The sequence below is a fragment of the Terriglobia bacterium genome, from assembly GCA_020072815.1.
Classification (GTDB): Bacteria; Acidobacteriota; Terriglobia; order Terriglobales; family Acidobacteriaceae; genus Angelobacter.
The window spans coordinates 1-14,812 of record JAIQGE010000008.1; the positions used below are offsets into that span (position 1 = coordinate 1).

Sequence of the window (14,812 nt, forward strand, 5' to 3'; positions counted from 1 at the left end):
TCCCAGCAACAAGATGACCCAGGTCACGAAGAGCTATGACCCGCCGCAATCTTCTACGGGTGTAATCTTCGGCAATGTGGTTACGGAAAAGCTCTACGACTGGGGGCCGGGCGGCCCTGGCTCCGGTCCAGGTGCCTTATTGCGCGAGACTGACACGGTCTATCAGTGGCAGAAGAACAGCTCTTATCTGACGGCGCACATAGTGGACTTGCCCGCTTCCACCGTGGTGATTGACCCGGTCGCAGCCAACAACACCAAATCTGGGTGCCCGATCAACGCCGCCGGCGGGACCGCATCGTGCATCGCGGAAACGGACCCCTTTTACGACGAAGCCGCGTATCTTACCGCCAGCGGCATCACCACGCAGCACGTCGCGCCTCCGGCGGCGGTGCGCGGCAACCTGACCACCCTCAGCCATTGGCTGAACACCGCGAACAGCTTCGTTTCCAGCCACACCAACTGGTATGACACCGGCGAACCGTATCAGAACATTGACCCCTTGGGGCACACCACCACCCTTACTTACGACTCGGCGTACGTGGGCGCGTACGTCACCCAGACCTGCTCGCCGCAAACCGGCACGGTCACCCACTGCGTCATTGGGACTTATGATTTCAACACCGGCCTGCTGACCAGCTTCACTGACCAAAACGGCCAGACCAGCAACTACGGCTACGACCTGATGTCCCGCATGACCTCGGCGCAGGCGCCGCCTGACTTGGCCAACGGCAGCGCCCGCGCTACCACCAGCCTCAGTTACGCCACCACGTCTCTGCCCTGGTCGGTCACCCGCACCCGGTCCATCACCAGCACGCTCACTGATTCAGCCACCAGCGTGTTTGACGGTCTGGGTCGCTCGAACAAGGGCCAGCATCCCATGCCCGGCGGCACGGCCACGGTGGACACCGTCTACGACCCTGCAGGCCACGTCGCGTCCGTCACCAACCCGTATTTCAGCACCAGCGATCCCACCTACGGCATCACATCCATGCAGTACGACGCGTTGGACCGGGTGACACACACCACTAAACAGGACGGCAGCATCAGCACCGTCTCCTATTCGGACAATTGCATCACTGTCACAGATGAAGCGGGCAAGCAGCGCCGTACGTGCTCCGATGCTCTCGGACGGCTGGCAGAAGTGGATGAACCAAGTACGGCTACTCTTCCGGCGCAGAACAATCACGCCACTATGCAGACTGACGGAAACTTCGTTCTCTACAGTCCCACCAATACGGTGCTCTGGTCGACCGGGACGGCTGGTACGAATGCGCCTGGCCCGATTTATATGCAAGACGACGGAAACCTGGTGTTGTATTTGTTCAAATGGCAAATAGGCACGTATGCCGCTCCGAGTCCCGGACCCTTCGCCCCTGCATCCTGCAGTATCGGAACGTACTTGATGGCGGGCCAGAGGCTCAATGCAAATCAGTGCATCTCCTCGCCCCACGGACAGTACATCCTCTTGATGGCAGGCGACGGCACTTTTTTCATTTACGATTACGCCCACAATGTCGGCACGTGGGGGCCAGGAACATCCGGGCATCCAGGTGCCTATGCCATTCTGCAAACTGACGGTAATTTTGTCGTCTACGCCAGTAACGGTGTCGCTCTCTGGAGCAGCGGCACGTCGGGAACCAATGCCAACCGCCTGAATATGGAAGATGACGGACGCGTCATTATTTACAGGTCGGTGTGGAACAGCGGCACCTCGACCGGTCAATTTAACTGGACACAGCTGGCTCATCCGAGTTGCGACGTGGGTATTGGCGTGGGTTGGACGGGCGTAATTGGAACGGGATCGTGTATAGTTTCTCCCAATGGCCACTTTGAATTGCTGATGCAGAGCGACGGCAACCTGGTTATTAATGACCTTGCTCAGACTCCCGCAGCAACTCTTTGGTCCGCGGGGACTGGCATCACTGCGATATCGCCGGGGATCGCTATGCAAACGCTCTACCAGTATGACGCGCTCGGAGACCTGCTCCGAGTGGACCAGAAGGGTTCCGCGCCCTCGGACAGCACGCAGTGGCGTACGCGTCTGTTTACTTACGATTCTCTAGGACGGCTGCGGACAGCGCAGAATCCGGAGTCGGGGACGATCAGCTACGCCTACGATAACGACAGCGAGCTGCTGATGAAGACCTCGCCTGCTCCGAACCAAACCGGCTCGGCCACCCAAACCATCAGCTACTGTTATGACGAACTGCATCGTGTGACCAAGCGCGACTACGCAGCGCATACCTACGCGCCTCCGGCTTGCCCCATCACCACGGCGGTCGTGAGTTACACGTACGACGCGGGCACAAACGCCAACGGCAAGCTGACTCACTTGGTGGACCAGGCGGGGACGGCTGATTACTTTTACGATCCCCTGGGTCGCATGACGAGCGAGACGCGGGTGATCTCCGGCATCTCCAAATCGCTCAGCTACGGTTACAACCTGGACGGTTCGCTGAAGACCATGACGTATCCCAGCGGGCGCATTGTGACCTACACTCCTGATTCCGTGGGAAGGCCTGTCTCTACCGTAGACTCGAACGGCGCCAATTATGTGACCTCAGCGGCCTACAACGCCGCCAGCTCCCTGACCAGTTTAGTCAACGGCAACAGCACGTCTTTTGCGGGGATTACCAAGAGCTTCCTGTTCAACCCGCGCCTGCAGCTTTGCCGGATTACCGCGTACTCGTCGGGGTCTGTTCCAGGTTCCTGCACAGACGCGGCTAACCACGGCAACCTGATGGACCGGGGCTACAATTACAACTTGGGAGCCGGAGACAACGGCAACGTGATGGGCATAACCAATTACCGGGACACGACGCGTTCCCAGTCGTTTATCTATGATGCGCTGAACCGGCTCACGTCCGGCTGGTCGGCGGCCAATACCGGAGCCATGTCCTGGGGTGAGACGTACTCGATTGATCCGTGGGGGAATTTGATGATCGCGCCCATGGCCAACAAGGCCAACGGCGGGAACTTCCAGCACGCCGGCGATTACCAGAACCATGCGGCCGGCTTGGGCTATGACGCTGTGGGAAATATGACCAATTACACCGCGCCTGGGCAGTTCGTTTACGACCAGGAGAACCGGCTCTTGTCCACCGCAGGCATGACGTACACCTATGACGCTAATGACGAACGGGTCCTCAAGTCGAACACCAGCACCGGTGCTGCTCTGAAACGCTACTGGTCTGGTGCAGGCAATATCGTCGCTGAGGCGGACGGTTCCGGCACTCTCACCGCGGAATACATCTATTTCGGCGGCAAACGCGTGGCGCGCATTGATCTGCCGGCAAATTCCGTCCACTACTATCTCTCTGACCATTTGAGTTCAACCAGCGTCGTGGCCAGCTCGGCGGGAGCGATTGAGGAAGAATCGGATTACTATCCGTTTGGGACTGAGGTGGTTGTTAGCAGCACGGGAGGAAACAAATACAAGTTCACCGGTAAAGAACGGGATTTGGAGAGTGGACTGGATTACTTCAGAGCGAGGCACTACGGAAGCACGCTGGGACGGTTCATAAGTTCCGATCCGCTCGGCGGCTTACTTTTCGATCCGCAGAGTCTTAACAAGTACACATACGTCAGAAACAATGCGCTCCGCTACACCGATCCCACGGGGATGTACATCTGTGCGGACAGTGCGAAGTGTGATTCAAAACAGGACATCGCGTTCGAGAAAGCTCGGCAGAATGATCTGAAGTCCAAAGACGAGAACGTAGTGCGAGGAGCATCAGCCTACGGTGACAAGAACACAGATAACGGTACTACTGTCAAATTCGGCGATCCTGGAAAAGGAAACGATGGTATTACGAAAAACGACCTTGGTGCTGATCCAAAAGACCCGAACAAGATCCGGGCAGTTGAAACAGTGACATTCAGGGACGGACTCAGCGGTGCGGCACTGGATGCGGCTGTAGGTCACGAAGGCAGTCATGTTGCGGATGCGCAAGACTTTGCAGCTTCGATTACTGCTGCTGGAGGATTCGACGCCTCCAAGAATCTGAGCAAGTATCAGACAGAGCTTAAGGCGTATGTGGTCACTCAGTCGATCATGTCTTCTGAAAACGAAAAACGGGGATACGGTAACTGCGGAATGCGAGACCCTTGCGCACTCGGAGTTGGCGTTAGTCCCACGCAGGCAAGAGACACCATCAATCGGTTGCTTGCTAATCCGGCGAATGGCTATGGCGGCATAACGCCACAGAATCCCGGCCCGACGTTGTACCCGAGCCTCACACCTCCGAAGTAGGAACGAGTGGACATGCAGATTCGAATGTTAGTAACGCTCTTCGTTTTGGTGGCATCAGCGTTTGCTCAGAGCAAGACGAGAACGACGAATGCCAGGCAATATCCCATTCTAACCCGCGCAGAGATGCCCACATATCCGCGCGTGGCGCTTGCTGCTCACATCAAGGGCTCAGTGACAATCCAAGTTACTGTCGAACGTGGTTCAGTCACCAATGTTCAGGTACAGTCATCGGGCAGTCCGTTTCTATCCAACCCGGCAGTAGAGAACGTGAAAACTTGGCAGTTTGAGCCGACCACTGATACTACGTTTCTTGTGACGTATGTGTATCAGATCAAGGGAAAAGAAACGCCAGTTTTGGAAAACCCCAAGATCGAACTGGTACTTCCGCGTCTAGTCAAAGTGACCGCCAGGCCAACCAAGCCCACATGCAGCGATTGCCGTGCTCAGCGTCAAGGTCCTGCACAACCAGACTGAGTACTGGGGCAACTCGTACGCTTATGACGCCCGGGGTAACCTGCTGCAGAAGACTGTGACCAAGTGCGGCGCGGAGAACATGTTGTTGACCGCGGACGCGCATAACTGGATCCGCGCCACCAGCCTGCCGGACTATCTGTATGACGCGGCTGAGAACATGACGCACGACGCCACGGCCAATCTGGATTACACCTTCGACCAGGCAAACCGCATCACTGGCGCCGGCGGCTACACCTACACTTACGACGCCGACGGCAACCGGGTGAAGAAGTCGAACGGCGCTGGGGCGTCGGCGGGGACGTTGTACTAGTACATGACGCCAGGGATCGTGGCGGAGTCAGACTAGGCGGGGACGCTCAAGAGCGAGTACGTGATCTTTGGCGGCGAGCGCGTAGCCCGCCGCGATCTGGTCGCGCCCACGGGAGTGTTCTACTACTTCTCTGACCACCTGAAGATCGCGTCGGTGGTTTGTCCCGGCAATGGCCAACAGGAGCCGGGCTAAACCTAGGAAAAGTAAGCGAGAGAACGAGCTTGACTGTCTGCCCAGGCAGAGCGTCACTGTGTAGTGCCCCCATATGCATTAAGGATGTGACCTAAAAGTGGAAGTCTCTGAACAGCTCAAAATTCTGCCCGGAATGGCCAAAACTGCCCTGCGTAAGCAGTGGCAGGAACTCTTCAATAAAGACGCACCAAAGCGTCTCCGCAAGGAAATAATGCTCCGCATCCTCGCGTACAGAATTCAGGAGGAAGCCTACGGCGGCCTCAATCCCAAGATCCGCAAACGGCTTCACCAGATCGCGAGTTCCATGAGCAGCAACCCGAAGGCCGCCATCGCAGACACTGCCCGAGCCAAACCGGGAACCCGCCTGATCCGCTCATGGCAGGGCAAGACTCACACCGTGACCATCGAGGAATCGGGCTATCAATACCAGGGTCGCCGATACCGGAGCCTATCGGAAATCGCCCGGCTGATCACCGGCACTCGCTGGTCGGGGCCGCTCTTCTTCGGCTTGAAGGCCGGAGCTTCCAAGGGCACAGGTGCAGCAAATGGCCGCTGAGAACAAATCTGTGATCCGCTGCGCCATTTACACTCGGAAATCTTCCGAAGAAGGTCTGGAACAATCCTTCAATTCCCTGGAAGCCCAGCGCGAGGCATGTGAGGCATACATTGCCAGTCAACGTCACGAGCGCTGGCGTTGCCTGGGGAACCACTATGATGACGGTGGTTACTCTGGCGGATCCATGGAGCGCCCTGCCCTTCGTCAGTTGCTGGCTGATATCGATGCCGGGAGGGTCGATACCGTAGTCGTTTACAAAGTGGACCGCCTGACCCGATCTCTGGCCGACTTTGCCAAGATCATCGAACGCTTCGATGCCAGGCAGGTCAGTTTCGTCTCCGTTACCCAGCAATTCAATACCACCAGCTCCATGGGACGCCTGACACTCAACGTCCTGCTCTCCTTCGCGCAGTTCGAGCGTGAGGTCACCGGTGAGCGCATTCGCGACAAGATTGCTGCCTCAAAACGAAAAGGCATGTGGATGGGCGGCCGGGTCCCTGTCGGTTATGACGTCAAGGAACACAAGCTCATCGTCAATGTGTCTGAGGCCGATCAGGTCAGGAAGATCTTCCGGTTGTATCTGAAACTTGGCTGCGTCGCCAAGCTGAAGGCCCGACTCGACCGAGATGGAATTAAGAGCAAAACGCGGCTAAGCGCGTCGGGGGTGAAGTCGGGTGGCATGTCTTATTCCCGTGGCGCCCTTTACACCCTTTTGCAAAACCGCATTTACCTCGGCAAGATCCCTCATCGTGACGCAACATACCCGGGCGATCACGCCGCGATCATCCCCCAGGAACTATGGGACAAAGTGCAAGATCGGCTCAGAATCAATAACAAGGTCCGTCGCAATGGTGGCAATGCAAAGTCTCCGAGTCTATTGGTAGGGCTGCTCTACGACGATCAGGGCAACCGGTCTACTCCCTCGCATGCGGTGAAGAGCGGTAAACGGTATCGCTACTATGTTTCGCAGGTCGTAATTCATCATCGAATGGCTGCCAAGGGCGGTCCGACCAGGATCCCGGCAGAGGAAATAGAGGGTCTTGTCTGCCGCAGGATCCAGTCCCTTCTAAGTTCACCCGAACAACTGCTCCAGTCAATTGGCATTGAGTCGGACGGTGCTGCGATCAGCAAATCGTTGATCACCGCCGGGAAGCACCTAGCAAAGAGCTGGCAGGCCAAATCGCCAGCTGAACATCGGGAGTTCTTGAGAGGCGTGATCGAGCGAATCGTTGTACATGAGACCAGCTTGGAGGTAGCGATAATCCAGGCCGCGCTACGCGAAGCGTTGCTGGGTGCTCCTTCAACTCGTCTCACGGAGCGGGAACACCCCGTTCAACGGCGAATGCGGGATGTCTTTAAACTCAAGATCGACGCGATATTGAAGCGCTGCGGCGGTGAAGTCCGGCTACTTGTCCCGCCAGACTTCGCAACTGAAGCACCCTCGCGACCCGTTCCATCGCTGATCAAAGCCGTCGCCCGCGCCCATCAATGGCCTGAAAAGATCATCCGCGAAGGGCTGGCGAGCCTGCGATCGATCGCCCAACTGACGGGTCTCGATGAGCACTATGCCGGTCGAATTCTAAACTGCGCATTCCTCGCCCCTGACATTGTAGAAGCCATTCTCGACGGACGTCAGCCCGCAGATCTGACCGTCCAGAAATTACTGCGCGGTTTACCGCTGGCCTGGTCCGAGCAACGTAAGCAGCTGGGCTTCCCGCAAACAGCGTCACCGCGGGATAGATAAGGCCATACATCAACTGTTGTAGAGGAGACGGTGCTTCAGTCCCAGAGAACTGCTTCAGAGCAGGCGGCGCTTCAGACACTGTAGAACCTCAGCAGAAAAAGATGCGCAAGGATATCAAAACCCCGCGGTGAAATAAAATACCCAACTCAGACCCGGCAAGCTCTTGCAGTACACCGTGCAGTGGGCTGCCTTGGCCCAAATCCTCGTTCAGCTGAGATAGCGTCCAGTTCTCGTAATCGACTTGTGCCCTGGTCTTGGTGAAAGCTGTTGGTGGCCTGATTGATATCCAGGATTTCATATGCCGCCAGGCCATGAGTTGTCTTGTCGGTTTGCTGCGGACCCTCCTGATGTAGGAGGGCAATGTTGCGGAAATGGCAGATTGTAAGAGGCTTGAAGCATTGCCCTGAAGTGCCGGGGCTTTTGTAGCCGTTGTGATTCGCCTGGCACGCTTGTGGGAAAGTAGCCAGCGAGCAAAGCTTAAACAAGCTCGACGGCGAGGTCGGGCCTAGATCCTGCAGCTTGCCCTGCCGAGAAACCGACAATGCAAGAACTTGCAATTGGCAGAATCTTGCAAATTGAAATAATGAATCAGTCAATGCAATTCTACTTGAAGAATCTTTGGCGCGAGAGTATCGTTGTCAACTACATCCCCTTGGAACTGGCCGGGCTCCACACAAGAGTTTTTCCGGATTACCCTGCTTGGTGATTTCCCAATTGGTCCAATATCGGACTCGTAGCGTCTTAGGCCATAAGAAGTGAAGTAGGTCCCCCTAACCAGGTTTCAGGATTTAGCAAAACTGAGATGCTCATTCCCTTGTACGGAGGAGGAGAAGCTATGTCCAGCCTTGCAGATCGAATCGAGATCGGTAATCCGACCCAGCCGCATTGTGCAACGGTTCTTTTGCTCGACGTTTCAGGATCTATGGATGGCGAGAAGATTTCTCAGCTTAACCATGGGCTGCAGGTTTTCAAGGAAGAGATATCCAAGGACGACCTAGCCAGCAAGCGCGTCGATCTAGCCGTGATTTCCTTTGGGCAAACGGTCCAGGTGGTGCACGGCTTCAGCAACATAGACGATTTTGAGCCGACGGTCCTGACCGCGAACGGGGCTACGCCCATGGGGGCGGCGATTCTTACGGCGGCCGACATGATCGAGCAGCGAAAACAGCAATACAAATCGCAGGGCATCGATTATTACCGGCCCTGGATTTTCATGATCACTGACGGCGCTCCCACGGATATGCAGGTTGGCGATTCAACCTGGAACAAGGTACTGCAGTGTGTTCATGAGGGTGAATCCGGCAAGAAGTTCATGTTCTTCGCGGTAGCGGTGGACTCCGCTGAAACCCATCTCTTGGCCCAGATTGCGCCTCCCAACCGTCCTCCGGTGCGTCTGGTGGGGACGAAGTTCAAAGAGATGTTTCAGTGGCTGTCAAAGAGCCAGGCCAAAGTTTCGTCGTCCAAGATCAATGACACGGTGGCTCTGGAGAACCCGGTTGCTGCCGGCTGGGGCGCGGCGTCGACTTAGTCGCGGCGGTGTGTGCAATGGCTTCAGAAGGCAACGCAACTGTCGGCCCTGATTCGACCGCCGAATTCAATCGCGTATTCGGCGCATCGGTGATCGGACCACTGCACGTGCAGATGGACCTGCCTTGCCAGGATGCGTGTGCGTATCGGGTTTTGCCCTCGGGAGCCATTCTGGTAGCGGTCGCTGATGGACTTGGCAGCGCCTCCCTGAGTGAAACCGGAGCCGCGCTGGCGGTGACCGCAGCCATCCGCGAATTGGAAACCATGTTGGAGCAAGGACCCGAGGCTGATCGCGAAGCAATGGTGCGAGGCGCCGCCCGCGCCGCACGTAACCTTTTGGAGGAACACCAAAAAGCGTCCGGGTGCCAATTGAAAGACCTCGCTTGCACCCTGATCCTGGCATTACTCCAGGACCATCGCTTGACTGTGGGACACATCGGTGACGGCGCAGTGGTGGCGGAGTTGGAAGAGGGATTCAAAACGGTTTCTGAGCCCGGGGAATCTGAATTCGCGAACGAGGTGGTTCCGCTCACCAGCGCCACTTGGGAACGGGAATTGCGGACTGCGGCGGCTGACGGGGGAGTACAGGGCATTGCGGTCTTCACTGACGGGTGCCAGCGGGCTGCGTTCAAAAAGTCTGAAACGGGGCTGATCCCGTTCGAAGGCTTTTTCCGGCCAGTCTTCAGCTTTGCCCGCGATGTAGCCGATGCCGAAACCGCGAGGGAGGAAATCAAGGCATTGTTGGCCAGCGAAAAAATATGCAGTAACTCTGACGATGACAAAACGCTCGTCATCGCCGTAGTCCACAATCACGCGCGTCATGCCTGAAAAACTCTACAACACTCAGGGCCAGCCCATCTCGCTGTCGCTTGAAATCGGAAGCGGCGGTGAAGGTGTCATTTTTGCCAATCCGGGAAATGACCGCGATTGCGTTAAGTTCTATCCCAGGGCGGTTTCGGACGACACGCACAGGAAGCTCGGGATCATGGTGGAGCACCCTCCCATCGACCCCGCTCCCCAGACTTCCAGCCACCGGTCTATTGCATGGCCGAGCGCGTTGCTGTATCGCGATTCCGCGCGCCAGAACCTGGGTGGATTTTTGATGCCCAGGATCGACATGAAAAGATTTCACAAGGCCCTGGTGTACGTAGACTGGCAAGAGCGCTCCAAGAGATTTGGCGGGGTGTTCACCTGGAAGCACCTGTTCACGGCTGCCAGCAACACTGCCAGCGCGATCGCGGCCATCAATGACCTGGGTTATTGCGTGGGGGACATCAATGAAAGTAATCTCCTAATCGCTCTGGAAGCTCTGGTTACGGTGATTGACTGCGATTCATTTCAGGTGCCGGACCCGAAGTCAGCCAAGGTGTACAGGTGCGGCGTCGGCAAAGGCGAATACTCGGCGCCTGAGCTGCTCGGCAGGGACTACAAAGACGTGGACCGCACGATTGCCTCGGATTCCTTCGCTCTTGGCGTATTGCTTTTCCAACTCCTGATGGAAGGCACGCATCCATACCAGGCCAAGGGCAAGCTGGTGGAAGGGGCGGACAATACTGAGGCCAAAATCAAGCGCGGGCATTTTGCCTACGCGATGCGCACCCGGGACATTGCTCCGCCAGACCACGCGCCGCCCTACGAATTACTGCACCCGGAAATTCGCAGTCTCTTCGAACAGTGCTTTGTCGCCGGCCATCGTGATCCCGCGGCCCGTCCCAACGCGCGCGACTGGCACCAGTTGTTCATCAAACTCAAGGGCCGCTTCGTTGTGTGCCCGAACAACCAGAATCATTGTTATTTGGATCACCTGCGGGCCTGCCCATGGTGTGCGCTAAAGAAGTCCACCGGCCATGATCATTTTCTGAGTCCGGTAGGCCACCAGATCGCGCTCGACACGCACTCCGGCCAGGCCGATAGCCTGGACAAGCGGATCGAGCACCTCACGCCGTTCATCCAGGTGGCTTTCGCCGATGGCATTCTGACCCCAGAGGAAGAGCTGTTCCTGCTGGCGCGGGGCGCGGAGCTGCAGATTCCGCCAAAAGAGATCAAGAAGGCCATCGAAGCCGAGCAACGGCGCCTGGGTGGCGCTAAAGCGGTGTCCGCAGGCACTCCCAAACTTGAGGTTTCAAGGGTGAACTTCACCTTTGAAAAAATTCGCCGGGGCAGTCCGGCGTCCGGAAGTTATTTCATCAGCAACGTCGGTGGGGGCAGCCTGCAAGGCAAGATCTTGCCCAGGCAGGCGTGGCTCAAGGCGTCGCAAAGCGTCATCGACCCAACGCGGCATCGCCAGGAACACACCTTCCACGCGGACACATCCAAGCTGCCGCTGGGCTCAAGCAATCTGGGTTGCATTGATATTGAGTCGAATGGCGGTCGCGCGCAAGTCCAGGTGTCGGTTTCGATTGAGATCGAAAAAGAAGCGCTCTCGCGCTTTCGCGCTGGTGTCTTTACCCTGGGTGCAATCCTGGGCGGACTATTCGGCTACGTTTTGTACTACTACCTGCTTGTCGATGTTCCTTCTCGCGTCGTGGTCTCGGCGATCGCGGGACTTGTGGGTTTGGTCGGCGCCACCATCGCGGCGTCGCGGAGTGGCGGCTTTTTTGGCGGATGCGGGACCTTTGTGATCGGCAGTACGGTCATCGGTGTCCTGCAGGCGCGTGCCCCTTTGGTTTTCTCCATCATTGCATGGGGCCTTATCGTCAGCGCTTTGTTAGACCTCTTTGCTCGCCCATTGTTTGTTGGCCGGCACGCCGGGAAGGTCGGCGCTGCCGTGGCCGCCTTGTTGACCAGCGTGGTGCTCGCTGCCGCGGTAATCTTTACTGGCATTTCCCTGAAAGATCGGGTGAATATCCCCCCGCAGACCATGCCGCCCGTTCAACTGGGAACAATTGCGACTTGCAGCAAGGCCACAGGCTGGAAACGATTTACGCCAAAGTCGGAATTCCGGCCGAACGACCCAATCTGTGTCTACGCGGAAGCGCTCAATGTGGCTCGCAACGGCAAGATAGATCTCAACTTTACGGTCAACCTCAAGAACAGCGCTGGCGGTGTTTTGACCTCCACCGGACGAAGGGTTTCCGCGCACAAAAATGATCCGTCAGCCTGGTCCTCATGGCCGGCCCTTAAGCTGCCGGCAAATTCTTCCGCCGGATCCTACCTGGCGGAAGTGCTTGTTCACAACAATCTTTCAAATCAAAACGGAGTCTCATCGGCTGCATTCACTGTCATCGCACCGGCGGCGACTTCTACCCTGGCAGAGAGTCAGACTGGGGCGATGAGCCTGAGTAGTAGTTGGTCTGGAATCTGGTACCCGACCGTGAAGTCGTGCGCCCAGCCGCCCTATCCCCCGCAGCAGATCAGGCTGGACTTGCAGCAAAGCGGGAGCCAGGTGACTGGGACATTGTCGGGGCCAGGTATTACAACCGGCCGGCTTGCAGGGACTGTGGATGGAACACACTTCGCTGTGATCATCGACTATGGCCATCGGCCACCTGATGGCTCATTGCAGGGCACCCTTACGGGAAACCAGATCCGCGGGACAATAGCCGAGGAACCTCGGTCGAACCAATGCACCTGGTCTGGCAATTTTGAAGTAAACAGATGAACCCGAGCCCAATACGACTAGACGGATCTACGATCCAAGACAAGAGGAGAGACGATGTCCAGAAGAATTTGAGACGCTTGTGGAAAAGAGCACGATGTCAGTGGCGGCAAGACCTGTGAAAAAGGTCACTTCATCTGTAAGAGCTGCGTGTACAGCGGCGTGATCTTCATTTCTGAAAAGGCCCATTGCCCGGTCTGCAGGAAGCCTTTGCGCTAACAGCCAACAGGGGAAACTTATCGCTGCCAAGCGGGAGGTCACAATGCACATTGGATATGCCAAAGGGCGAAAGAGCTCCTACGAGGTAAGTTGGGATGAGTATATCCGCAGCAGATGACTGGACAGTATAAACATTTCGATTGCTTCTTCCGCATCGATGGTCACTTTTCTGTGACTGTGCGGGTTCTTGTACGAACCAATCGCCCCGGCAAAAAGGTTGGACAACGCCTCTCTCTCAGCGGGAAGCTGCGAAGCGTCGGTAAGCGGCCCCGCACTTACATCAAACGCCTTGCGCATCAGGGCCACTCCTATGTCCGATGCGCTGAGTTTCGCTGCGGTCCGTACCGCCACTTCGACTTCTTTGAATGCCTGAAAGACTGCCGTGTCGTACTCCCCGCGAAGGAAGAGTGCGTACACCTTGTCGGCGATCTGTGGGTGCAGTAGAGTGCGAGGCAACAAAGTGGCTTTGCGATAATTCGCGAATCCGGTGCGATCCCTCAATTGCTGGCCGCGCCTTGTAACAAAAACGGTATCTATGTCCGTGTCGGGAGAAGGTGCAATCAACACTTCCCGCGTAAGCCAATTCCACTCCTCCATCAACGCAAATCGGACTTGTTCGTGGAACTTCGGATCGTAACCTTTAAGTACGTCACGAGTCCGGCCCGTTAGGCCGAGCCGCTGAACCCGGCCAAGCTGAATTATGCCGGACGAATTCATGTATTCAAGCAACACTCCAGCAAGCTCCTCAGTTTCCAGAGCCAATAGGTCTTGGGGATTCGGGATCATTTCCGCAAAAGACTTCATGTTGTTCCGCTCACGTTCTGGCCGACAATACTCTTGAAGTCACTTTCTCCCACAATCCTGATACGCTGGCCCTTGTTGATAAGCTCTTCGGCTTTGCGGTGCTTGGAACTCTTTTCGTGCCCGGCCAGTTTGCGAATATCCTGATCGCCGACTACTAGTAAAGTCGTGTGCTTGGTCACGCCGTCATCGACTTGGCACCCAGCATTCGCGGCAGCGACAGCCGCATCATGACGAAGCATGGACAAAGACCCCGTGAAAACCAATACCTCTCCGAACAGTGGACCCTCGCGATTAGCCTCAGGAAGATCCTCGTGCCCGTGAATGGGCTGGCAAACCCGCACCAGCCACTGTTCAATGCTTAGACCCGTCTGCGCTACGGCACGCAACAGTATTTCCCCTGCGCACCGGGCATCCTCTAACGCATCGTGGGCCTTGTACTTGATGCCGAAGGTCGCAGCGACATTTGAGAGTCCGTAGCCTGATCTTGAAAACTGTGGCCATGTACGCCTGACCACGCGAGCTGTATCAATCCAACGGCAATCACACGTTAAGAGACTCCATCTTCCGCAGGCTTGAGTCAGGGCCGCACGGTCGAACGGCGTGTGACTGGCGACAATATTGCCGGTCAGAAACGGGGCAATAGCTGAGTACACTTCAGGCCAGGTCGGCTCACCATGGACTTTATCCTCGTCGATGCCGTGGATGGACACATTGAGTGAGTCAAAGTAGTCCTGGGGGTTCACCAGCCATTGCCGGGGATTCTCAAGGACTCCGTCGCGAAAAGGCGCGATCCCTATTTGGCAAATGCTCGCGAGATTTGGATTTGCGGTCTCAACGTCTATAACGACGAAGTCCATGGGCTATCAATACCTGTATCGAAGAGCTTTTAGGGAATGCTACTTGAGTTTCCCGTCAACATAATCTTGTCGCAACTGTGTCAGTGACGGATGAGACGGTGCCGTGTTCAATAAGTCAGACAGCTTTTCTGAATCGGGATGACCGGTTGCAAAACCTCGCCCGTAGGTCTGGCGCAGGGTTCCTACTAATGTGTTTCCGTGTTTGCGGCTGATCTCTCCGTCCTTATCACGGTGACGATTATCCAGTCCTGGTTCTTTCATGACTTCCTCCTCTCTGTT

Annotated in this window: 11 protein-coding genes; 8 read left to right on the forward strand and 3 right to left on the reverse strand. The window is 56.5% G+C overall.

Annotated features, from left to right (window positions below; translation table 11 throughout):
• Positions 1-13 precede the first annotated feature (13 nt).
• From LAO20_11595 to LAO20_11630, 8 genes are all read left to right on the forward strand, one after another.
• Positions 14-4,252, forward strand: a complete 4,239-nt coding sequence (locus LAO20_11595) for a hypothetical protein (GenBank protein MBZ5532066.1) — start codon at positions 14-16, stop codon at positions 4,250-4,252.
• Between the two features lie 12 nt (positions 4,253-4,264).
• Positions 4,265-4,726, forward strand: coding sequence for an energy transducer TonB (locus LAO20_11600; GenBank protein ID MBZ5532067.1), 462 nt, complete (start codon positions 4,265-4,267; stop codon positions 4,724-4,726).
• The gene (locus LAO20_11605) at positions 4,692-5,036 is read left to right on the forward strand and encodes a hypothetical protein (protein MBZ5532068.1); all 345 of its coding nucleotides are present in this window, start codon (positions 4,692-4,694) and stop codon (positions 5,034-5,036) included. Before LAO20_11600 ends, LAO20_11605 begins: the two co-directional genes overlap by 35 nt.
• 325 nt (positions 5,037-5,361) lie before the next feature.
• Positions 5,362-5,784: a DUF2924 domain-containing protein gene (locus LAO20_11610; GenBank protein MBZ5532069.1), complete on the forward strand. Its 423-nt coding sequence runs from the start codon at positions 5,362-5,364 to the stop codon at positions 5,782-5,784.
• Positions 5,774-7,528 carry a recombinase family protein gene (locus tag LAO20_11615; protein MBZ5532070.1) on the forward strand — a complete coding sequence of 585 codons (1,755 nt, stop codon included), beginning with the start codon at positions 5,774-5,776 and terminating at the stop codon, positions 7,526-7,528. The genes LAO20_11610 and LAO20_11615 overlap by 11 nt, the downstream gene beginning before the upstream one ends.
• Positions 7,529-8,363: 835 nt before the next feature.
• Complete coding sequence (locus tag LAO20_11620) at positions 8,364-9,056, forward strand: VWA domain-containing protein (protein ID MBZ5532071.1); 693 nt, start codon at positions 8,364-8,366, stop codon at positions 9,054-9,056.
• Between the two features lie 17 nt (positions 9,057-9,073).
• Complete coding sequence (locus LAO20_11625) at positions 9,074-9,883, forward strand: protein phosphatase 2C domain-containing protein (GenBank protein ID MBZ5532072.1); 810 nt, start codon at positions 9,074-9,076, stop codon at positions 9,881-9,883.
• On the forward strand, positions 9,876-12,656 hold the full coding sequence (locus LAO20_11630) for a hypothetical protein (GenBank protein ID MBZ5532073.1): 2,781 nt from the start codon (positions 9,876-9,878) through the stop codon (positions 12,654-12,656). Before LAO20_11625 ends, LAO20_11630 begins: the two co-directional genes overlap by 8 nt.
• Before the next feature lie 294 nt (positions 12,657-12,950).
• On the opposite strand, the gene LAO20_11635 is transcribed toward LAO20_11630, so the two are convergent.
• Genes LAO20_11635 through LAO20_11645 form a run of 3 tightly spaced genes read right to left on the reverse strand, consistent with a single transcriptional unit; the run spans position 12,951 to position 14,794 of the window.
• Positions 12,951-13,676 carry a TIGR02391 family protein gene (locus LAO20_11635; protein MBZ5532074.1) on the reverse strand — a complete coding sequence of 242 codons (726 nt, stop codon included), beginning with the start codon at positions 13,674-13,676 and terminating at the stop codon, positions 12,951-12,953.
• On the reverse strand, positions 13,673-14,533 hold the full coding sequence (locus tag LAO20_11640; protein ID MBZ5532075.1) for a transposase: 861 nt from the start codon (positions 14,531-14,533) through the stop codon (positions 13,673-13,675). The genes LAO20_11635 and LAO20_11640 overlap by 4 nt, the downstream gene beginning before the upstream one ends.
• A 39-nt stretch (positions 14,534-14,572) precedes the next feature.
• Positions 14,573-14,794 (reverse strand): hypothetical protein, encoded by a 222-nt coding sequence (locus LAO20_11645; GenBank protein ID MBZ5532076.1) that lies wholly within the window; start codon positions 14,792-14,794, stop codon positions 14,573-14,575.
• Positions 14,795-14,812: the final 18 nt, after the last annotated feature.

Excerpts from the sequence above, each read along its gene's own strand:
- LAO20_11595 (MBZ5532066.1), top strand. The coding sequence starts at position 14 with ATGACCCAGGTCACGAAGAGCTATGACCCGCCGCAATCTTCTACGGGT.
- LAO20_11600 (MBZ5532067.1), top strand. The coding sequence starts at position 4,265 with ATGCAGATTCGAATGTTAGTAACGCTCTTCGTTTTGGTGGCATCAGCG.
- LAO20_11610 (MBZ5532069.1), top strand. The coding sequence starts at position 5,362 with ATGGCCAAAACTGCCCTGCGTAAGCAGTGGCAGGAACTCTTCAATAAA.
- LAO20_11615 (MBZ5532070.1), top strand. The coding sequence starts at position 5,774 with ATGGCCGCTGAGAACAAATCTGTGATCCGCTGCGCCATTTACACTCGG.
- LAO20_11620 (MBZ5532071.1), top strand. The coding sequence starts at position 8,364 with ATGTCCAGCCTTGCAGATCGAATCGAGATCGGTAATCCGACCCAGCCG.
- LAO20_11625 (MBZ5532072.1), top strand. The coding sequence starts at position 9,074 with ATGGCTTCAGAAGGCAACGCAACTGTCGGCCCTGATTCGACCGCCGAA.
- LAO20_11630 (MBZ5532073.1), top strand. The coding sequence starts at position 9,876 with ATGCCTGAAAAACTCTACAACACTCAGGGCCAGCCCATCTCGCTGTCG.
- LAO20_11635 (MBZ5532074.1), bottom strand. The coding sequence starts at position 13,676 with ATGAAGTCTTTTGCGGAAATGATCCCGAATCCCCAAGACCTATTGGCT.
- LAO20_11640 (MBZ5532075.1), bottom strand. The coding sequence starts at position 14,533 with ATGGACTTCGTCGTTATAGACGTTGAGACCGCAAATCCAAATCTCGCG.
- LAO20_11645 (MBZ5532076.1), bottom strand. The coding sequence starts at position 14,794 with ATGAAAGAACCAGGACTGGATAATCGTCACCGTGATAAGGACGGAGAG.